This is a genomic window from Citrobacter sp. RHB25-C09 (assembly GCF_013836145.1).
Lineage (GTDB): Bacteria > Pseudomonadota > Gammaproteobacteria > Enterobacterales > Enterobacteriaceae > Citrobacter_A.
Genome location: NZ_CP057483.1, coordinates 891,183 through 911,557, shown reverse-complemented (window position 1 = coordinate 911,557; position 20,375 = coordinate 891,183). Strand labels below are relative to the sequence as shown.

Below are 20,375 nucleotides of genomic sequence, written 5' to 3'. Positions count from 1 at the left end.
TTAGTTCACATACGCGGCTGATCACAGTTTTAAAATGATTAATAAAAATCAAACAATCATTTTTGCTGAAAAAAAAGCCGGGAACGAGCGTCCCGGCTTCATTGATGATTGAAATGTCTCACTTTTGATTCATAAATTCACGATATGCAGCGACCACCTGGAGGAAGTCTTCAACGCCACACAGTGACAGACTTTCTTCATCGTAGTAGTTCATGCCTTCTTCCATTTCGTCGCCGGTAAACTCCAGTTGGTTAGCGCGGACCATCACCTCTTCGCCATCCATCCAGAGCGTATATTCATGCCCTGTACGCTGCCAGGAACGTTCGCTCCCTTTCACCGCGCGCGCCGCTTGCTCCACTTCATCCAGCAAGGCCAGGTTATCTTTCACTTCTTCATTAAACCAGTGCCCTACCACTTCGTGGCCCATTGACATTCGTACCTTCACCCCACCGGTGATGTCACGCAGAAATTCGTAATCCATAGTGTGTTCCTCTGCTCAGCCCTTATGGTAATTATCGCAGCCTGGGCGCAGAAAAAAAGCGTAGGGAGTGGGAGGAATGAAAAATAAAAAAAATCCCTCCCGTAAGGGAAGGATTTTTAGGCGCGTATTGTGCCGGATGGCAGCTAAACGCCTTATTCAGCCGACAAGCCACAAACGAGGCCCAGGACTGATAAGCGTAGCGCCATCAGGCAAATCAGACACTTATACCGCCGTCTGGAAGATCACTCCGTCTGCTTTCTCAGTGTACTGCGAGAGCTGGTCGAAGTTCAGATAGCGATAGGTATCTACCGCAGTCTTATCTACCTGCGCGACATAGGTCTGGTACTCTTCCGGCGTCGGCAATTTGCCGATCAGCGCCGCAACCGCCGCCAGCTCCGCAGAGGCCAGGTAGACGTTCGCACCGGTCCCTAAACGGTTCGGGAAGTTACGGGTTGAGGTGGAAACCACCGTCGCACCGTCCGCAACGCGCGCCTGGTTACCCATACACAGGGAACAGCCAGGGATTTCGATACGCGCACCGCTCTTACCAAACACGCTGTAGTAGCCTTCTTCGGTCAGTTGCGCCGCGTCCATACGGGTTGGCGGCGCCACCCACAGACGGGTTGGCAACTGGCCTTTGTGCGCATCCAGCAGTTTGCCTGCGGCACGGAAGTGACCGATGTTGGTCATGCAGGAACCGATGAATACTTCGTCGATCTTATCGCCCTGTACGTCAGAGAGCAGGCGCGCATCGTCCGGATCGTTCGGCGCACAGAGAATTGGCTCTTTAATATCCGCCAGATCGATGTCGATCACCGCGGCGTATTCGGCATCCGCGTCGCCTTCCAGCAGTTGCGGATCCGCCAGCCATTTTTCCATGCCCTGAATACGACGCTCCAGCGTACGACGATCGCCGTAGCCTTCTGCAATCATCCACTTCAGCAGAACAATGTTGGAGGTCAGATATTCAACGATCGGCTCTTTGTTCAGCTTGATGGTGCAGCCCGCCGCAGAACGCTCGGCGGAAGCATCTGTCAGTTCGAACGCCTGCTCCACTTTCAGATCCGGCAGACCTTCAATTTCCAGAATGCGGCCAGAGAAGATGTTCTTCTTCCCTTTCTTCTCAACGGTCAGCAGACCCTGTTTGATCGCGTACAACGGGATCGCGTGAACCAGATCGCGCAGAGTGATGCCCGGCTGCATTTTGCCTTTGAAGCGCACCAGCACCGATTCCGGCATATCCAGCGGCATGACGCCGGTGGCAGCAGCAAACGCAACCAGACCGGAACCCGCCGGGAAGGAGATGCCGATTGGGAAGCGGGTATGGGAGTCACCACCGGTACCGACGGTATCCGGCAGCAGCATACGGTTCAGCCAGGAGTGGATAACGCCATCGCCCGGACGCAGAGAAACACCGCCACGGTTCATAATGAAGTCCGGCAGCGTGTGGTGCGTGGTGACGTCAACCGGCTTCGGATACGCCGCCGTGTGGCAGAAGGACTGCATCACCAGATCAGACGAGAAGCCCAGGCACGCCAGGTCTTTCAGCTCGTCACGGGTCATTGGGCCAGTGGTATCCTGAGAACCCACGGAGGTCATTTTTGGCTCGCAGTAGGCGCCCGGACGAATACCGGCGACGCCGCAAGCGCGACCCACCATTTTCTGCGCCAGCGAGTAGCCGCGGCTGCTCTCCGCCACATCTTTCGCCTGACGGAATACATCGCTGTGCGGCAGACCCAGCGCTTCACGCGCTTTGGTGGTCAGGCCACGACCGATGATCAGCGGGATACGGCCACCGGCACGCACTTCGTCGATCAGCACGTCGGTTTTCAGCTCAAAGCTCGCCAGCAGTTCGTTGGTTTCGTGGTTACGCACTTCACCTTTATACGGGTAAACGTCAATGACATCGCCCATATTCAGGTCAGACACATCCACTTCGATTGGCAGCGCGCCGGCATCTTCCATGGTGTTAAAGAAGATTGGGGCAATTTTGCCGCCGAGGCACAGACCACCGCCACGCTTGTTCGGCACGTGCGGAATGTCATCACCCATGAACCACAGTACGGAGTTAGTCGCGGACTTACGGGAAGAACCGGTACCGACAACGTCACCGACGTAGGCCAGCGGGTAACCTTTTTTCGCTAATGCTTCGATCTGCTTGATCGGGCCGACCACGCCAGGCTGATCCGGCTCAATGCCTTCACGGGCGTTTTTCAGCATTGCCAGGGCGTGCAGCGGGATATCCGGGCGGGACCATGCGTCCGGTGCCGGAGAAAGGTCATCAGTGTTGGTTTCACCGGTCACTTTGAAGACGGTAACGGTAATTTTTTCTGCCAGGGCTGGACGGTTCAGGAACCATTCGGCATCAGCCCAGGACTGCATCACCTGCTTCGCGTAGACGTTGCCTGCTTTGGCTTTTTCTTCCACATCGTAGAAGTTATCGAACATCAGCAGCGTTGAAGAGAGCGCTTTGGCGGCAATCGGCGCCAGCTTGTCGTTGTCCAGCGCGTCGATCAGCGGATGAATGTTGTAACCCCCCTGCATGGTGCCGAGCAGTTCAATCGCTTTTTCTGGGCTCACCAGCGGAGAGGTTGTTTCCCCTTTAGCGACGGCGGCGAGAAAACCGGCTTTAACGTAGGCAGCTTCATCGACGCCTGGGGGAACACGGTTGATTAACAGGTCTAACAGGAACTCTTCTTCGCCCTTAGGCGGGTTCTTCAGCAGCTCGACGAGTGCGGCCATTTGGGTTGCATCTAAGGGTTTGGGTACAATCCCCTCGGCGGCACGTTCTGCTACGTGCTTACGGTATTCTTCTAGCACGACGATATCTCCTCGCTCTCATTGTCATAGTGCGGCGCTTTCGTGTATTGGGCGATTCTCTTCACGCTCCTGTGAGACAGCAGTTAGTAGGGTAAATGCCCGTACCGCAACGGCCAGAATAGCAGGATTTTAGAGGGGTGTTAATCTGTTTACAAAAAAGCAACATAAAAAAGTGGCTGAATCGTTAAGGATGGTCTAATGCCCTTTTTGATTTTTCATTATGAAGATTTCCCACTGTTACGAATGGTCACATTATTTTCTCTTCAAATAATCACGCCGCTGGATCGATCCCAAGATTCGTCAAAAATTAAACTATCGTCTCTTTATACTCCCCCCACACTGCACCTGCCGGTAGCAGTGCTTCGACCTTAGCGATTTCCTCTGGAATCGGGAGTAAAAAATGTCGTTACCCTTTAAGCCCCACGTGCTGGCTCTTGTCTGTAGCGCCGGTTTACTCGCCGCTTCCGGCGTGCTGTTTGTCAAAAGCCGTACAGCACAACCTCCCGCGCAGCCCATCACGCCCGTCGCGGTGCAGACATCCGCACCAGCCCCCGTTGCTCCGGTCGTCAAACCCACCTTTACGACAGCGCAAATAGACCAATGGGTGGCCCCCATCGCGTTGTATCCGGACCCTCTGCTTTCCCAGGTGTTGATGGCTGCTACCTATCCGGCTAACGTTGTGCAGGCAGTGCAATGGTCGCACGATAACCCAACTCAGCAGGGTGATAGCGCAATCCAGGCCGTGTCAGGACAACCCTGGGACCCAAGCGTGAAATCACTGGTGGCGTTTCCGCAACTGATGTCGTTGATGGGTGAGAATCCGGAGTGGGTACAAAATCTGGGCGACGCGTTTCTGGCGCAACCGCAGAACGTGATGGATTCCGTACAACGGTTACGTTTACTGGCGCAGCAAACCGGCTCGCTGAAATCCACGCCGCAACAGACGGTCACAACCGCGCCGAAAAAGAGCGTCGCGGTCGCGCAGTCAGGAAAATCTACCACCACAAGCGTAAGCGCTGCGCCCGCCTCAACGGTCATTAAGATCGAGCCTGCTGACCCGCAGGTGGTTTATGTCCCCAACTACAATCCAACCACGGTGTACGGCACCTGGCCAAACACCGCCTATCCGCCGGTCTATCTGCCGCCGCCTCCGGGAGAACAGTTTACCAGCAGCTTCGTGAAAGGGTTCGGCTACAGCCTTGGTGTCGCAACCACTTACGCCCTGTTCAGCAATATCGACTGGGACGATCACGATCACCACGACCACGACCACGACCACGACCACGATCATGACTATGACGGCGGCCGTGGCTACCAGCACAACGGAGATAATATCAATATCAACGTTGATAACTTCAACCGTATCACCGGGCAGAATCTGCAAGAAAAAAACATGAACTGGCAGCATAACCCGGCGTTTCGCGGGGCAGTGCTGTACCAGAATTCAACAACCGCGCAGCGCTTTCATCAGACCAACGTCAGCGGCGGACTCAGCGCAACACAACCCCCCGAGACCGCTAGCCGCGACAGCCAGCGTCAGGCGGCAATGGCAGAACTTCAGCAGCGCCATTCGGATGCGGCTAAAAAAGTGGCCCAGCAACCGACGGTCAATTCACGTGATGCCCAGCGTAGGGCCGCTTCACAACAGTTAAATCAGGTCGCTCAGCGCAATAACTATCGCGGTTACGACACGGACAACAGCATTGCGCGCCGGGAAGCCGGACAGAAAACGGCACAACGCTCTACCACGCCGAAACAACAGCAACAGCGAGAACAGGTGAAAGAAAGAGCGCAGCAGCACCCGGTATCGCAGCAGCAAAGAGATACCGCTCGCCAGCGCGTCGAGTCATCCACGCCGGAGCAGCTTCAGGCGTTCAGACAAAATCGGGCGAATGCGTTCAGCGGTAACGACAGTCGTTCACCCAACTGGCAGTCACAGCAGTTGCGTGATCAGGAAAGCCGTCGCGTGAGTCAAGTAAACCTTGAACAGCGTGCGGGTGCGCGCGAAGCCAGAGCTGAGCATCATGAATTTCGCCGTCGTTAATCGGAGCCAATAATGAAAAAAATCCTGTTTAGCGCCCTGCTGATATCGCTGCCCTTAGTGAGCTACGCACAGAAAATGTTCTCTACGCCAGAGGAAGCCGCCGTCGCTTTTGCTCATGCTGTGGCGGGAAAAAACAGTCCGCAGCTAACCGCTCTGCTGGGTGACGACCAGCAACCAGTTTAGCGGGCACGAGCCGTGGAAGGCGGTGGAATGGCAGATGTAAAAAAAGCGGCCGTTAAGCCGCTTTTTATTTGCCTGATGGCGCTTCGCTTATCAGGCCTACGCCTCCACAGAAGCGCAAGCCGTCATCCGGCATAACTACTCAGAAGATTATTTCTTCTTCGCTTTCGCGTTCGGCAGGTCGGTGATGCTACCTTCGAACACTTCGGCTGCCAGACCCACGGACTCGTGCAGAGTCGGGTGTGCGTGGATGGTCAGCGCGATGTCTTCAGCGTCACAGCCCATTTCGATCGCCAGGCCGATTTCACCCAGCAGCTCGCCGCCGTTGGTGCCGACAATCGCACCACCGATCACACGGTGAGTCTCTTTGTCGAAGATCAGTTTGGTCATACCGTCTGCGCAGTCGGAAGCGATAGCACGGCCAGAAGCCGCCCACGGGAAGGTGGCAGTTTCAAAGCTGATGCCTTTCTCTTTCGCTTCTTTCTCGGTCAGACCCACCCATGCAACTTCTGGTTCAGTGTAAGCAATGGATGGAATAACTTTCGGATCGAAGTAGTGTTTCTTACCGGCGATAACTTCAGCGGCAACGTGACCTTCGTGAACACCTTTGTGCGCCAGCATCGGCTGACCGACGATATCGCCGATGGCGAAGATGTGCGGCACGTTAGTGCGCAGCTGCTTGTCAACGCGGATGAAACCACGGTCGTCCACTTCAACACCGGCTTTGCCTGCGTCGAGGTTTTTACCGTTCGGCACACGGCCGATAGCAACCAGCACGGCGTCGTAACGTTGTGGTTCGGACGGGGCTTTTTTGCCTTCCATGGAAACGTAAATACCGTCTTCTTTCGCTTCAACGGCAGTCACTTTGGTTTCCAGCATCAGGTTGAATTTCTTGCTGATGCGCTTGGTGAAGACTTTAACAATGTCTTTATCCGCAGCCGGGATAACCTGGTCGAACATTTCAACCACGTCAATCTGTGAACCCAGCGCATGGTATACGGTGCCCATTTCCAGACCGATGATACCGCCACCCATGACCAGCAGGCGTTCAGGAACGGTTTTCAGTTCCAGTGCGTCGGTGGAGTCCCACACGCGCGGATCGTTATGCGGAATGAACGGCAGTTCGATCGGACGGGAACCCGCCGCGATGATCGCGTTGTCGAAGTTGATCACGGTTTTGCCGTTTTCGCCTTCCACTTCCAGGGTGTTAGCCCCGGTGAATTTACCCAGACCGTTTACCACTTTCACTTTACGGCCTTTGGCCATACCTGCCAGGCCACCGGTCAGTTGAGTGATAACTTTCTCTTTCCAGGTACGAATTTTGTCGATATCGGTTTTCGGCTCGCCGAAGACAATACCGTGTTCAGCCAGCGCTTTGGCTTCTTCGATAACTTTCGCTACGTGCAGCAGCGCTTTAGAAGGGATACAGCCGACGTTCAGACAAACACCACCAAGGGTGTTGTAACGTTCTACGATGACGGTTTCCAGACCTAAATCCGCTGCGCGGAATGCTGCGGAGTAACCTGCCGGGCCTGCCCCAAGTACTACGACCTGAGTTTTGATTTCTGTGCTCATCATGACCTCTTAATTTATACCCGTCGTCCACCGGGTCGTTCTATCCGTCCGTATTTTACAAAATTGTTAACAATTTTGAAACAACAAAACGGCAACGATTTTTCTTTAACTCTCATAACCTCATTACCATCATGAGGTTACCAGAAAAAAGCCGGCCGTCAGGCCGGCTTTTCGATTACATCACCAGGCGGCGAATGTCGCTCAGGGTGTTGTTGATGATGGTAATGAAACGCGCACCATCAGCACCGTCGATCACACGGTGGTCGAAGGACAGAGAGATTGGCATCATCAGACGCGGCACGAACTCTTTGCCATTCCACACCGGTTCCATCGCGGATTTAGACACACCGAGGATAGCCACTTCCGGCGCGTTCACAATCGGCGCGAAGTGGGTGGTACCCAGGCCGCCGATGCTGGAGATAGTGAAGCAGCCGCCCTGCATTTCGCCGGCAGTCAGCTTACCATCACGCGCTTTTTTGGAGATGGTGGTCAGTTCGCGAGACAGCTCAGTAATGCTCTTCTTGTTCACGTCTTTGAAGACCGGAACGACCAGACCATTTGGCGTATCAACCGCAACACCGATATTGATGTATTTCTTCAGCGTCAGACGCTGACCGTCTTCAGACAGGGAGCTGTTGAAGCGAGGCATCTGCTCAAGCGCCGCAGCGACTGCCTTCATGATGAAGACCACTGGGGTGAATTTCACGTCCAGTTTACGCTTCTCAGCTTCAGCGTTCTGCTGTTTACGGAACGCTTCCAGATCGGTGATATCGGTTTTGTCGAAGTGCGTAACGTGCGGGATCATCACCCAGTTACGGCTCAGGTTAGCACCAGAGATTTTCTGAATGCGGCCCAGTTCCACTTCTTCGATTTCGCCAAACTTGCTGAAGTCCACTTTCGGCCATGGCAGCATGCCCGGGATACCGCCGCCCGTTGCTGCAGGAGCAGATTCAGCGCGCTTGATAGCCTCTTTCACATAGGTCTGAACGTCTTCGCGCAGGATACGACCTTTACGGCCAGTCCCTTTCACTTTCGCCAGGTTCACACCGAATTCGCGCGCCAGGCGGCGAATCAGCGGAGTCGCGTGGACGTAAGCGTCATTTTCAGCGAATTCAGATTTGCCTTCCGCTTTTGCCGCAGGCGCAGCAGCGGGTTTAGCAGCCTGAGCCGGTGCAGCAGCAGATGCTGGTGCTGCAGCCGGAGCTGCGGCAGGCGCAGCGCCTTCTACTTCGAAGACCATAATCAGGGAGCCGGTTTTGACTTTGTCGCCAGTGCTGATTTTGATTTCTTTTACGGTGCCCGCGAACGGCGCCGGAACTTCCATAGAAGCTTTGTCGCCTTCAACGGTGATCAGTGACTGTTCAGCGGCCACTTTGTCGCCCACTTTCACCATCACTTCGGTCACTTCAACTTCGTCACCGCCGATGTCCGGTACGTTAACCTCTTTCGCGCCGCCAGCAGCTGCGGGTGCAGCCGCCTGTGCCGGTGTAGCTTCCGCTTTCGCTGGAGCCGCAGCACCCGCTTCGCCCGCGACTTCGAAGATCATGATCAGAGAGCCGGTAGACACTTTGTCGCCCGTGTTGATCTTGATCTCTTTCACGGTGCCCGCGAACGGTGCCGGAACTTCCATTGACGCTTTGTCGCCTTCAACGGTGATCAGAGACTGTTCAGCGGCAACGGTGTCGCCGACTTTAACCATGATTTCGGTGACTTCAACTTCGTCGCCGCCGATATCCGGTACGTTGACTTCTTTCGCTGCCGCAGCAGCAGGTTCCGCTGCCGGAGCCGCTTCTTTTTTCTCTTCCTGCGCAGGTGCAGCTGCTGCTGCACCGTCGGCGGAATCGAAAATCATAATCAGTTTGCCAGTCTCGGTTTTGTCGCCAACAGAGACTTTGATCTCTTTAACAACGCCAGCCTGCGGAGACGGGACTTCCATAGAGGCTTTGTCGCCTTCTACGGTGATCAGCGACTGTTCTGCTTCAACCTTGTCGCCAACTTTGACCAGGATCTCGGTGATTTCAACTTCATCTGCCCCGATGTCCGGTACTTTGATTTCGATAGCCATTATTCTTTTACCTCTTACGCCAGACGCGGGTTAACTTTTTCTGCATCGATGTTGAATTTGGTAATTGCTTCCGCAACCACTTTCTTATCGATTTCGCCACGTTTAGCCAGTTCGCCCAGAGCCGCTACAACCACGTAGGACGCATCCACTTCGAAGTGGTGACGCAGGTTTTCACGGCTGTCAGAGCGACCGAAACCGTCGGTACCCAGTACACGGTAATCATCAGCCGGTACATAAGTACGAACCTGCTCAGCAAACAGTTTCATATAGTCAGTAGATGCTACTGCCGGTGCGTCGTTCATCACCTGAGCGATGTACGGAACGCGCGGAGTTTCCAGCGGGTGCAGCATGTTCCAGCGCTCACAGTCCTGACCATCACGTGCCAGTTCAGTGAAGGAAGTGACGCTATATACGTCAGAGCCCACGCCGTAGTCTTTCGCCAGGATCTGTGCTGCTTCACGCACGTGACGCAGGATAGAACCGGAGCCTAAGAGCTGAACTTTACCTTTGCTACCTTCGAGGGTTTCGAGTTTATAGATACCTTTACGGATACCTTCCTCAGCACCTTCCGGCATCGCCGGCATGTGGTAGTTTTCGTTCAGGGTGGTGATGTAGTAGTAAACGTTCTCTTGTTTCTCACCGTACATGCGCTGCAGACCATCGTGCATGATGACCGCAACTTCGTACGCGTAAGACGGATCGTAAGAGATACAGTTCGGGATAGTCAGAGACTGAATGTGGCTATGGCCATCTTCGTGCTGCAGACCTTCACCGTTCAGGGTGGTACGACCGGAGGTACCGCCGATCAGGAAGCCACGCGCCTGCTGGTCACCTGCTGCCCAGCACAGATCGCCGATACGCTGGAAACCGAACATGGAGTAGTAGATGTAGAACGGGATCATCGGCAGATCGTTGGTGCTGTAAGAAGTAGCAGCGGCCAGCCAGGAAGAACCTGCGCCCAGCTCGTTGATACCTTCCTGCAGGATCTGACCTTTCTCGTCTTCTTTGTAGTAGGCAACCTGCTCACGGTCCTGCGGGGTGTACTGCTGGCCGTTCGGGCTGTAAATACCGATCTGACGGAACAGACCTTCCATACCGAAAGTACGCGCTTCGTCAGCGATGATTGGCACCAGGCGATCTTTGATCGACTTGTTTTTCAGCATCACGTTCAGGGCACGGACGAAAGCGATAGTGGTGGAGATTTCTTTGTTCTGCTCTTCCAGCAGCGCACCGAAGTCTTCCAGGGTCGGCAGTTCCAGCTTCTCGGTGAAGTTCGGCTGACGAGACGGCAGGTAGCCGTGCAGCGCCTGACGACGTTCGTGCAGGTACTTGTGCTCTTCAGAACCTTCCGGGAAGGTGATGTAAGAGAGTTTTTCAACCTGCTCGTCGGTAACCGGAACATTGAAGCGGTCGCGGATATAACGCACGCCGTCCATGTTCATTTTCTTCACCTGGTGAGCGATGTTTTTACCTTCAGCGGTGTCACCCATGCCATAACCTTTGATGGTATGAGCGAGGATCACAGTTGCTTTGCCTTTGGTTTCCTGCGCTTTTTTCAGTGCAGCGTAGACTTTCTTCGGATCGTGACCACCACGGTTCAGGGCCCAGATCTGCTCATCAGTCCAGTCGGCAACCAGTGCAGCAGTCTCCGGGTATTTACCGAAGAAGTGTTCGCGAACGTACGCGCCGTCTTTGGATTTAAAGGTCTGATAGTCGCCGTCAACGGTTTCGTTCATCAGTTGGATCAGTTTACCGCTGGTATCTTTACGCAGCAGTTCATCCCAACGGCTGCCCCACATCACTTTAATGACGTTCCAGCCAGCGCCGTCGAAGATACCTTCCAGTTCGTTAACGATTTTGCCGTTACCGGTGACCGGGCCATCCAGACGTTGCAGGTTACAGTTGATGATGAAGACCAGGTTGTCCAGTTTCTCACGGGTCGCGATGGTGATCGCACCTTTAGATTCCGGCTCGTCCATTTCACCGTCGCCCAGGAAGGCGTAAACGGTCTGTTTAGAGGTATCTTTCAGGCCGCGGTGTTCCAGGTACTTCAGGAATTTCGCCTGGTAGATCGCACCGATTGGGCCCAGACCCATAGATACGGTCGGGAACTGCCAGAATTCCGGCATCAGTTTCGGGTGCGGGTAGGAAGACAGGCCATTGCCATGAACTTCCTGACGGAAGTTGTCCATCTGCTCTTCGGTCAGACGGCCTTCCAGGAATGCACGTGCGTAAACGCCCGGAGAGATGTGGCCCTGGAAGTAAACCAGGTCGCCGCCATCCTGCTCGTTGCGGGCACGGAAGAAGTGGTTGAAGCAAACATCATACACGGTTGCGGAAGACTGGAAGGATGCCATGTGACCACCCAGCTCGAGGTCTTTTTTAGACGCACGCAGCACGGTCATGATGGCGTTCCAACGGATAGCAGAACGAATACGGCGCTCCAGCTCCAGATTGCCCGGATATTCCGGTTCATCTTCAACGGCAATAGTGTTGATGTAATTGCTGGCCCCTGCACCTGCCGCCACTTTCACGCCGCCTTTGCGCGCTTCTGAAAGCAGTTGGTCGATCAGATACTGAGCACGCTCAACACCTTCTTCACGGATGACCGATTCGATCGCCTGTAGCCAGTCGCGAGTTTCGATCGGATCCACGTCATTTGGGAAACGTTCTGACATGGGTTTTTCCTTATCTATCTAATACGTTGAGTTATCTGGAACCTGTCCCATTAAGCTTTCGTGAGAAAGCTTAATAAGACAGGTTCTGCGTTTAGTTGCCGCGCTTTAAATTCGCGCTTGATTTACAACATCTTCTGGTTAACGTTCTGCCAGAAAAATCATTAATTCTTTCGCTGCTCCAGACGACGTAAGGCGCGTTCACGACGGCTCTCCTCACGGCTTCTGTCCAACAGAATTTCTTCGATAAACGCCAGGTGACGATGAGAGGCTTCACGCGCCTCTTCGGGTTTACCGGCAATAATCGCTTCGAATATACGGGTGCGGTGACTACTCACCAGCGGAAGCATCTCGCGACGCGAATAGAGCAATTCAAAGTTCTGACGGACGTTCTGAGCCAACATAGGCTCCATACACCTTAGCAGATGGAGCAAAACCACATTGTGTGCCGCTTCGGTGACAGCAATTTGATACTGGAGGACCGCATCGGACTCCCCGTCCAGATCGCCAGACTCCTGAGCCAACTCGATAGCATGGTGCAGTTCACGAATACGCGTTTTGTCTTCATCCGTGCTGCGTAGCGCCGCGTAGTATGCGGCAATGCCTTCCAGCGCATGGCGCGTCTCAAGCAGGTCAAACTGGGATTCGGGATGGTCGGAGAGCAGTTCCACCAGGGGATCGCTAAAGCTCTGCCACAAACTACTCTGAACAAACGTGCCGCCACCCTGGCGACGAAGCAGCAGTCCCTTTGCTTCAAGGCGTTGAATCGCCTCACGCAGAGAGGGACGGGAGACGTCAAACTGTTTCGCCAGTTCGCGTTCCGGAGGGAGTTTTTCGCCGGGGCGTAACGTGCCCTCAAGGATCAAAAACTCCAGCTGTTGCTCAATCACATCGGATAATTTTGGTTGGCGGATTTTGCTGTAGGCCATGATGTCCTGTCTTAAGCCATTTGCCCGGAGTCAATTGGTCTTACCAATTTAATATCTGTGACGCTAAAGTAACAAAGTATTCACCTTCTGTCCATACAGGCTTTGATTGAAATCAGGAAACAGTGCACATTTTAACAACATCACAGATGTAACGTTTCAAACTTGTAACTATGCACAAATGTTAAATTTACTCTTCGCCAGGCCGATTTAACGATATTTAAACGAAGAAAAATCCGATCTGAACCGTTTCAATTGCATGCATAGTCAATAAAAGTGAATATTCACTCACTGGCAGTTGTAAAGGATTCTTACAGGCGGGACGCGGGCAGCTTTTACAATTGTTTACTTTTCACTCGACTCGTCACAACCTGACATAAAGCAGGTGCATTCGCTGGCGCATACCATTATTCTTACCGTGACAAAAGAGTTACAGCGACATTTTAAAACCAAGCGTTGTAAACAAATAAATACAATAAATGGAATTGCAAACGTACACACGCATCCTGCGTGGTAAAAAAATAATGACTCATAATAGTTTGAGTCGCGACTAAGCGACCTGAAGTATGAAGAGTAACCACACACGAGGTTTCATGATGGAAAGTCAGCAGCATGGCGAGCAGCTAAAGCGCGGTCTTAAAAATCGCCATATTCAGCTTATCGCGCTGGGTGGCGCGATAGGAACAGGCCTGTTCCTGGGAAGCGCCTCCGTTATCCAGTCTGCGGGTCCTGGTATCATTCTGGGGTACGCAATTGCTGGTTTTATCGCTTTTCTTATTATGCGTCAGTTAGGTGAGATGGTCGTTGAAGAGCCGGTCGCGGGTTCATTCAGCCACTTTGCCTATAAATACTGGGGCAGTTTTGCTGGCTTCGCATCAGGCTGGAACTACTGGGTGCTGTATGTACTGGTGGCGATGGCGGAACTGACAGCCGTCGGGAAATATATTCAGTTCTGGTACCCGGAAATCCCCACCTGGGCTTCCGCTGCCGTCTTCTTTGTGGTGATCAACGCCATCAACCTGACCAACGTTAAAGTGTTTGGTGAGATGGAGTTCTGGTTCGCCATCATTAAAGTGATCGCAGTAGTGGCGATGATTCTGTTCGGCGGCTGGCTGTTGTTCAGCGGTAACGGCGGACCGCAGGCGACCGTGCGTAACCTGTGGGAGCAAGGCGGTTTCCTGCCTCACGGTATGACCGGACTGGTAATGATGATGGCCATCATCATGTTCTCTTTCGGTGGGCTGGAACTGGTGGGTATCACCGCTGCTGAAGCAGATAATCCGGAGCAGAGCATCCCGAAAGCCACTAACCAGGTAATCTATCGCATTCTGATTTTCTATGTGGGTTCGCTGGCAGTTCTGCTTTCACTGCTGCCGTGGACGCGCGTGACTGCCGATACCAGCCCGTTTGTCCTGATTTTCCATGAGCTGGGCGATACCTTTGTAGCGAATGCGCTGAACGTGGTGGTATTGACGGCCGCTTTGTCGGTCTACAATAGCTGCGTTTACTGCAACAGCCGTATGCTGTTTGGCCTGGCACAACAAGGCAACGCGCCGAAATTCCTGCTCAGCGTGGATAAGCGCGGCGTGCCGGTTAACACCATCATCGTTTCTGCGATCGTTACCGCGCTGTGCGTGCTGATAAACTACATGGCGCCGGAATCCGCATTCGGTCTGCTGATGGCGCTGGTGGTTTCTGCACTGGTGATCAACTGGGCAATGATTAGCCTGGCGCATATGAAATTCCGTCGCGCCAAGCAGCAACAGGGCGTGAAAACACGCTTCCCGGCTCTGCTGTATCCGCTGGGGAACTGGGTCTGCCTGATCTTTATGGCCGCCGTACTGGTCATTATGCTGATGACGCCGGGCATGGCGATTTCGGTTTACCTGATCCCGGTCTGGTTAGTCATTTTAGGTGTCGGTTATATCTGCAAGCAGAAAACCGCAAAGCCGGTTAAAGCGCATTAATCCCCCTGCCCTCACCCATCCAGGGTGAGGGTTGTTATCTGCCTCACACTTTCCTCTCAATAGCACTTTCATCCATATCAGCGACGCTATCCTGCAACGCAAATTTTCCTTAGCAGACGAATAATTCTTCTCACCACCTTGAAGGGGAGAAGTCTCAATGGTTAACGGTAAGCTGTCGGTTAAAGAAAAGATTGGCTATGGCATGGGCGACGCGGGATGCAACATCATTTTTGGTGCCATCATGCTGTTTGTAAACTATTTTTATACGGATATTTTTGGTCTGGCCCCGGCGCTGGTGGGGGTTCTGCTGCTGTCGGTTCGGGTTATCGACGCAGTCACCGACCCCATTATGGGCGCTATTGCTGACCGTACGCAGAGTAAGTACGGTCGCTTTCGCCCCTGGTTATTGTGGATTGCATTCCCTTATGCGCTGTTCAGCATTCTGATGTTTACCACTCCGGAATGGACCTACAGCAGCAAAGTTATCTATGCGTTTGTCACCTACTTTCTGCTGTCTTTGACCTACACGGCGATCAACATTCCCTATTGCTCTCTGGGCGGCGTGATCACCAACGATCCCAAGGAGCGAGTGGCTTGTCAGTCTTACCGCTTTGTTCTGGTCGGTATTGCCACCCTGCTACTGTCACTTACTCTGCTGCCCATGGTTGACTGGTTCGGTGGCGGTAATAAAGCGAAGGGCTATCAGATGGCGATGACCGTGCTGGCCATTGTCGGCATGTGCATGTTTCTCTTCTGCTTTGCTACCGTCCGCGAGCGCGTCCGCCCTGCCGTTCCCACCCATGACGACATGAAAAATGACTTCAAAGACGTGTGGAAAAATGACCAGTGGATACGCATTCTGTTGCTGACGCTGTGTAACGTCTGCCCGGGCTTCATCCGCATGGCGGCAACCATGTACTACGTCACCTGGGTGATGGGGGAAAGCACCCATTTCGCGACAATATTCATCAGTCTGGGCGTCGTCGGTATGATGCTCGGCAGCGTTTTAGCCAAAGTCCTGACTGACCGCTGGTGCAAGCTGAAGGTCTTCTTCTGGACCAACATCGCGCTGGCCATTTTCTCCTGCGCGTTTTACTTCTTCGACCCGAAAGCCACGCTGATGATTGTGGTGCTCTATTTCCTACTCAACATTCTCCATCAGATCCCTTCCCCGCTGCACTGGTCACTAATGGCAGACGTTGACGATTACGGTGAGTGGAAAACGGGTAAACGTATCACCGGCATCAGCTTCTCTGGCAATCTGTTCTTCCTGAAACTTGGCCTGGCGATTGCCGGGGCGATGGTGGGGTTCCTGCTCTCCTGGTACGGTTACGACGCGGGCGCGAAAGCGCAGAGCGACACGGCGATTAACGGCATCATGCTGCTTTTTACCGTCATTCCGGGCGTGGGGTATCTTATCACCGCAGGCGTCGTGCGCTTGTTGAAGGTTGACCGTGAGCTAATGAAGCAGATCCAGGACGACCTGGAAAAGCGTCGTACAAACTACCGCGAGCTGAATGATTATCAGGAATTAAAAGCCGCCGAAAGCGTAAGGAAAGCCTAATGCAGAACTGGCCAAACCCGTTTATTGAACAGCGAGCCGATCCGTTTATTCTTCGCGACGGTCACGACTATTACTTTATTGCCTCCGTACCGGAGTACGATCGACTGGAAATCCGTCGGGCGAATTCGCTGGAAGGCCTGCGTTCGGCACCGCCTGTCATCGTGTGGCGCAAGCCTGACACAGGCCCAATGTGTGAACTCATCTGGGCACCGGAGATTCATCACCTGAACGGCAAGTGGTACATCTACTTTGCCGCGGCGCATACCCAGGCGCTCGATAAACTGGGCATGTTTCAGCATCGTATGTACGCGCTGGAATGTGCCGATGCCGATCCGCTGAGCGGAACCTGGACGGAAAAAGGACAGATCATAACGCCGTTTGACACCTTTGCGCTGGATGCCACAACGTTCCACCATCAGGGGAAACAGTGGTATTTGTGGGCGCAAAAATCGCCGGATATCGCAGGTAATTCCAATATTTACCTCGCCGAAATGGCAAACCCGTGGACGATCAAAGGCGAACCGGTGATGCTCAGCCATCCTGAGTACGACTGGGAGTGCCGGGGCTTTTGGGTGAATGAAGGTCCGGCGGTGCTGACCCATGGCGACAGGCTGTTTATCAGCTATTCCGCCAGCGCTACGGATGAAAACTACTGCATGGGTTTGCTGTGGATTGACGTCAATGCCGATCCGCTAAACCCGGCGAACTGGCATAAATCGCCGCGCCCGGTATTCGCCACTAGCTATGAAAACCGCCAGTATGGACCAGGACACAACAGTTTCACGCAGACACCGGAAGGGGAAGATGTACTGGTGTATCACGCCCGCAACTACACTGAAATCGAAGGTGACCCGCTCTACGATCCCAACCGCCATACTCGCCTGAAGTTGGTTCGCTGGGATGAAAACGGGATGCCTGACTTCGGCATCCCGCCTGCGGATACGCTTTAACTGATTGTTTTGCCGGATGGCGCTGCGCTAATCCGGCCTACGGAAATGTACTGTCTGTAGGCCGGATAAGGCGTTTTACGCCGCCGTCCAGCATTAAATCAACGTCCCGTAAATCGTCAGCAATGCGATAACCACCACCAGCACCAGCGAGGTTTTCTTGGCCATAGACACCGCCGCTTTCGGCGTTTCGACTTTATCGGTATGAGGCTCGCGTGCCAGCGAGAACTGCGCCAGACGAGCCAGAACGTGATACTGCGACGTGTGCAAATCCGCCAGCGAAGCAAACCACGCCGGCAGCGCTTTTTCACCATGACCGATCAAGGCGTACACAACGCCAACGAGACGCACAGGGATCCAATCCACAACGTGCAAAATGGCATCAATGCCGGATTGTAAACGCTCATGTGGCGTCAGATAACGCGCCAGCCAGGACTGCCACGAGCGTAAGAACGCATAGCCCACCAGCAGCACCGGTCCCCACGATCCACCGGCGATAAACCAGAACAGCGGCGCGAGATAGAACCGAAAGTTTATCCACAGCAGCGCATTTTGTAGCTCACGCAAAAAGTCTCGCTCATCGCAGTCCGGCGGTACACCGTGGATCAGCGTAAGTTCACTGGCCATTGTCGTGCGGGCATGAGCATCGTCGCGCGAAGCGGCATTAAGGTAAGCGTGGTAGTGCATTCGCACCTTCCCGGCCCCTATACATAGCAGTCCAGTCAGGATCCACACCACGATAGTTGGCACATCAAACAGCAGTCCATCCAGCGCGCGCAGAAGCAAGAATGTGATCAGCATGGCAACGATCGTCATCCCTATCGTCCGCGCCATTGAGAAGCGTTTGATCCGCCGGAAGAACGTCTCTAACCGGTGATCTATTTGCCAGTGTTCACCCAGCTTGAACAGGCGCTCGACGAGCAGCACCAGTAATGTCGTAAACAGCGTCATGTCATCTCCTTATTTGACGAGGGGGTGACCAGGGCGCGAAACCTTGCCCAGTCAAAAGCCGGACCGGGATCGGTCTTACGCTCAGGCGCAATATTGCAGTGTCCAGTGATATTTTCGGCAATGGCCGGGTATAACTTTATCAGCGCGCGCGTCACTGTCGCCAATTGGTGGTATTGCGCATCGGTGTAGGCCAACGTATCGGTCCCTTCGAGCTCAATGCCAATCGAAAAATCATTGCAGCGCTCACGCCCCTGATAACACGACACGCCGGCATGCCACGCGCGTTTATCAAAGGGAACATACTGAACGATTTCACCGTCACGGCGAATCAGACAATGGGCGGAAACACGAAGATGCGCAATTTCAGCAAAAAAGGGATGGGCGTCAGGATCAATTGCTCCGGTGAATAGTGCATCAATCCACGGACCGCCGAACTCGCCGGGCGGCAGGCTAATATTGTGCACCACCAGCAAAGAAGGCATTTCATCATCCGGGCGGCAATCGTAATGCGGAGAAGGCACCCGGCGTGCCTCTACCAGCCAGCCCTTGTCTAACAACATGCAGAGTCTCCTTTTGAGTGGTGCAAATAGCCGCTTCAGAGTAGCATGTTTCTACCTTATGATTCGTTAGCAATTTGGAGTTTTCTCATGCCGCCTCGCCGTTATAACCCTGACTACCGACGTGACGCGCTGTTGGAACGTATTAACCTGGATATTCCTGCCGTTGTCGCCCATGCGTTGCGTGAAGATTTAGGCGGCGAAGTGGATGCCAGTAACGACATTACTGCACAACTTTTACCGGAAGATACCCGCTCACACGCCACCATCATCACCCGTGAAGACGGCGTTTTTTGTGGTAAACGCTGGGTTGAAGAAGTCTTTATTCAACTTGCGGGCGACGATGTCAGCATCATCTGGCATGTGGAAGACGGTGACAGCATTAAGGCAAATCAGCCGCTGTTTGAACTGGATGGCCCCTCTCGCGTACTGCTCACGGGCGAACGTACCGCGCTGAATTTCGTTCAGACCCTGTCCGGCGTTGCAAGTGAAGTGCGTAAATACGTCAATTTGCTGGCGGGTACCAAAACACAGCTACTGGACACGCGTAAAACCCTACCTGGGCTGCGTACCGCGCTGAAATATGCGGTGCTCTGCGGTGGCGGCACCAACCACCGTTTAGGGCTTTCAGATGCTTACCTGATCAAAGAAAACCACATCATTGCGTCCGGCTCAGTGCGTCAGGCGGTGGAAAAAGCGTTCTGGTTACATCCGGACGTTCCTGTCGAAGTCGAAGTGGAAAATCTGGATGAACTGGATGAAGCACTGAAAGCTGGTGCCGACATCATCATGCTGGATAACTTCGAGACTGAACAGATGCGTGAAGCGGTTAAACGCACCAACGGCCAGGCGCGGCTTGAAGTTTCCGGCAACGTGACGGATGAAACCTTGCGCGAATTTGCAGAAACCGGTGTGGATTTCATCTCCGTTGGCGCACTCACCAAGCATGTCCGCGCGCTCGATCTTTCTATGCGCTTTCGCTAACACCTGATTACCTTGCCCGATGGCGCTATCGCTTATCGGGCCTACAGGTTCTTCGTAACACTTCGCAATTTTATTGCTCTTCTTTGCAAACCGAATAAATTCCTCTGAACCCGCCTTCCCGTTTCTCTTTTTGCCACTCGCTTGCCTTTACCCCGTTTGCCAAAGTTGCTCCCGCTAACTCAAGGAGCGAACTATGGATAAACAACGCGGATTTACCCTGATTGAGCTGATGGTGGTCATCGGCATCATAGCCATCCTCAGCGCCATTGGAATTCCGGCTTATCAAAACTATCTGCGCAAAGCGGCACTGACAGACATGCTGCAAACCTTCGTCCCGTATCGCACCGCAATCGAACTTTGCGCGCTGGAACACGGCGGCACAGACACCTGCGATGCCGGGGTCAACGGTATCCCTTCCGCCACGACGACCCGCTACGTCTCAGGCATGAGCGTCGAACAAGGCGTTGTCACGCTGACCGGACAGGAGAGCCTGAACGGACTTAGCATCTCCCTGACCCCTGCCTGGGATAACGCGAACGGCATAACCGGCTGGACGCGCAGTTGCAACATTCAGAATGACAGCGCTTTGCAGCAAGCCTGTGAAGATGTCTTTCGTTTTGGCTCAAAATAAGGAGGCGA

At 53.7% G+C, this 20,375-nt stretch carries 14 protein-coding genes and 1 pseudogene; 7 read left to right on the top strand and 8 right to left on the bottom strand.

Annotation, left to right across the window (positions count from 1 at the left end; genetic code table 11):
• Window positions 1-118: 118 nt before the first annotated feature.
• Window positions 119-481, bottom strand: a complete 363-nt coding sequence (gene yacL, locus HVY19_RS04295; RefSeq protein WP_181683143.1) for a protein YacL — start codon at window positions 479-481, stop codon at window positions 119-121.
• Between the two features lie 222 nt (window positions 482-703).
• On the bottom strand, window positions 704-3,301 hold the full coding sequence (acnB, locus tag HVY19_RS04290) for a bifunctional aconitate hydratase 2/2-methylisocitrate dehydratase (protein WP_181683142.1): 2,598 nt from the start codon (window positions 3,299-3,301) through the stop codon (window positions 704-706).
• Window positions 3,302-3,701: 400 nt separating this feature from the next.
• On the opposite strand from acnB, the gene HVY19_RS04285 reads away from it, so the two are divergent.
• Both HVY19_RS04285 and HVY19_RS04280 read left to right on the top strand, forming a co-directional pair.
• Window positions 3,702-5,345 carry a DUF3300 domain-containing protein gene (locus HVY19_RS04285; protein WP_181683141.1) on the top strand — a complete coding sequence of 548 codons (1,644 nt, stop codon included), beginning with the start codon at window positions 3,702-3,704 and terminating at the stop codon, window positions 5,343-5,345.
• A 12-nt stretch (window positions 5,346-5,357) separates the two neighbouring features.
• Window positions 5,358-5,513: pseudogene (locus HVY19_RS04280) on the top strand (DUF2950 family protein); the annotation flags it as partial.
• A gap of 162 nt (window positions 5,514-5,675) precedes the next feature.
• Here the strand turns inward: HVY19_RS04280 and lpdA are convergent.
• The 4 genes from lpdA to pdhR all read right to left on the bottom strand — a co-directional run bounded on the left by lpdA (window position 5,676) and on the right by pdhR (window position 12,769).
• Entirely contained in the window at window positions 5,676-7,100 is a 1,425-nt protein-coding gene (gene lpdA, locus HVY19_RS04275; protein WP_181684216.1) for a dihydrolipoyl dehydrogenase, read from the bottom strand.
• Between the two features lie 175 nt (window positions 7,101-7,275).
• Window positions 7,276-9,165: a pyruvate dehydrogenase complex dihydrolipoyllysine-residue acetyltransferase gene (gene aceF, locus HVY19_RS04270; protein ID WP_181683139.1), complete on the bottom strand. Its 1,890-nt coding sequence runs from the start codon at window positions 9,163-9,165 to the stop codon at window positions 7,276-7,278.
• A 14-nt stretch (window positions 9,166-9,179) separates the two neighbouring features.
• On the bottom strand, window positions 9,180-11,843 hold the full coding sequence (aceE, locus tag HVY19_RS04265; protein ID WP_181683138.1) for a pyruvate dehydrogenase (acetyl-transferring), homodimeric type: 2,664 nt from the start codon (window positions 11,841-11,843) through the stop codon (window positions 9,180-9,182).
• 161 nt (window positions 11,844-12,004) lie between these two features.
• Window positions 12,005-12,769, bottom strand: a complete 765-nt coding sequence (gene pdhR, locus HVY19_RS04260; protein WP_181683137.1) for a pyruvate dehydrogenase complex transcriptional repressor PdhR — start codon at window positions 12,767-12,769, stop codon at window positions 12,005-12,007.
• A 590-nt stretch (window positions 12,770-13,359) separates the two neighbouring features.
• Between pdhR and aroP the strand changes: the two genes are divergently transcribed.
• The 3 genes from aroP to HVY19_RS04245 all read left to right on the top strand — a co-directional run bounded on the left by aroP (window position 13,360) and on the right by HVY19_RS04245 (window position 17,247).
• On the top strand, window positions 13,360-14,733 hold the full coding sequence (gene aroP / locus HVY19_RS04255) for an aromatic amino acid transporter AroP (protein ID WP_181683136.1): 1,374 nt from the start codon (window positions 13,360-13,362) through the stop codon (window positions 14,731-14,733).
• 157 nt (window positions 14,734-14,890) lie between these two features.
• Window positions 14,891-16,297: an MFS transporter gene (locus HVY19_RS04250; RefSeq protein WP_181683135.1), complete on the top strand. Its 1,407-nt coding sequence runs from the start codon at window positions 14,891-14,893 to the stop codon at window positions 16,295-16,297.
• Entirely contained in the window at window positions 16,297-17,247 is a 951-nt protein-coding gene (locus HVY19_RS04245) for a family 43 glycosylhydrolase (protein WP_181683134.1), read from the top strand. Before HVY19_RS04250 ends, HVY19_RS04245 begins: the two co-directional genes overlap by 1 nt.
• A 93-nt stretch (window positions 17,248-17,340) precedes the next feature.
• Here HVY19_RS04245 and ampE read toward each other — a convergent pair whose 3' ends face one another.
• Window positions 17,341-18,195, bottom strand: coding sequence for a beta-lactamase regulator AmpE (ampE, locus tag HVY19_RS04240; protein ID WP_181683133.1), 855 nt, complete (start codon window positions 18,193-18,195; stop codon window positions 17,341-17,343).
• Entirely contained in the window at window positions 18,192-18,755 is a 564-nt protein-coding gene (gene ampD / locus HVY19_RS04235; protein WP_181683132.1) for a 1,6-anhydro-N-acetylmuramyl-L-alanine amidase AmpD, read from the bottom strand. The genes ampE and ampD overlap by 4 nt, the downstream gene beginning before the upstream one ends.
• A gap of 87 nt (window positions 18,756-18,842) precedes the next feature.
• On the opposite strand from ampD, the gene nadC reads away from it, so the two are divergent.
• On the top strand, window positions 18,843-19,736 hold the full coding sequence (gene nadC, locus HVY19_RS04230) for a carboxylating nicotinate-nucleotide diphosphorylase (protein ID WP_181683131.1): 894 nt from the start codon (window positions 18,843-18,845) through the stop codon (window positions 19,734-19,736).
• A gap of 193 nt (window positions 19,737-19,929) precedes the next feature.
• A complete protein-coding gene (gene ppdD / locus HVY19_RS04225; protein ID WP_181683130.1) occupies window positions 19,930-20,367 on the top strand; it encodes a prepilin peptidase-dependent pilin in 438 nt (145 codons plus the stop codon).
• Window positions 20,368-20,375 lie beyond the last annotated feature (8 nt).

Excerpts from the sequence above, each read along its gene's own strand:
- yacL (WP_181683143.1), bottom strand. The coding sequence starts at position 481 with ATGGATTACGAATTTCTGCGTGACATCACCGGTGGGGTGAAGGTACGA.
- HVY19_RS04285 (WP_181683141.1), top strand. The coding sequence starts at position 3,702 with ATGTCGTTACCCTTTAAGCCCCACGTGCTGGCTCTTGTCTGTAGCGCC.
- lpdA (WP_181684216.1), bottom strand. The coding sequence starts at position 7,100 with ATGAGCACAGAAATCAAAACTCAGGTCGTAGTACTTGGGGCAGGCCCG.
- aceF (WP_181683139.1), bottom strand. The coding sequence starts at position 9,165 with ATGGCTATCGAAATCAAAGTACCGGACATCGGGGCAGATGAAGTTGAA.
- aceE (WP_181683138.1), bottom strand. The coding sequence starts at position 11,843 with ATGTCAGAACGTTTCCCAAATGACGTGGATCCGATCGAAACTCGCGAC.
- pdhR (WP_181683137.1), bottom strand. The coding sequence starts at position 12,769 with ATGGCCTACAGCAAAATCCGCCAACCAAAATTATCCGATGTGATTGAG.
- aroP (WP_181683136.1), top strand. The coding sequence starts at position 13,360 with ATGATGGAAAGTCAGCAGCATGGCGAGCAGCTAAAGCGCGGTCTTAAA.
- HVY19_RS04250 (WP_181683135.1), top strand. The coding sequence starts at position 14,891 with ATGGTTAACGGTAAGCTGTCGGTTAAAGAAAAGATTGGCTATGGCATG.
- HVY19_RS04245 (WP_181683134.1), top strand. The coding sequence starts at position 16,297 with ATGCAGAACTGGCCAAACCCGTTTATTGAACAGCGAGCCGATCCGTTT.
- ampE (WP_181683133.1), bottom strand. The coding sequence starts at position 18,195 with ATGACGCTGTTTACGACATTACTGGTGCTGCTCGTCGAGCGCCTGTTC.
- ampD (WP_181683132.1), bottom strand. The coding sequence starts at position 18,755 with ATGTTGTTAGACAAGGGCTGGCTGGTAGAGGCACGCCGGGTGCCTTCT.
- nadC (WP_181683131.1), top strand. The coding sequence starts at position 18,843 with ATGCCGCCTCGCCGTTATAACCCTGACTACCGACGTGACGCGCTGTTG.
- ppdD (WP_181683130.1), top strand. The coding sequence starts at position 19,930 with ATGGATAAACAACGCGGATTTACCCTGATTGAGCTGATGGTGGTCATC.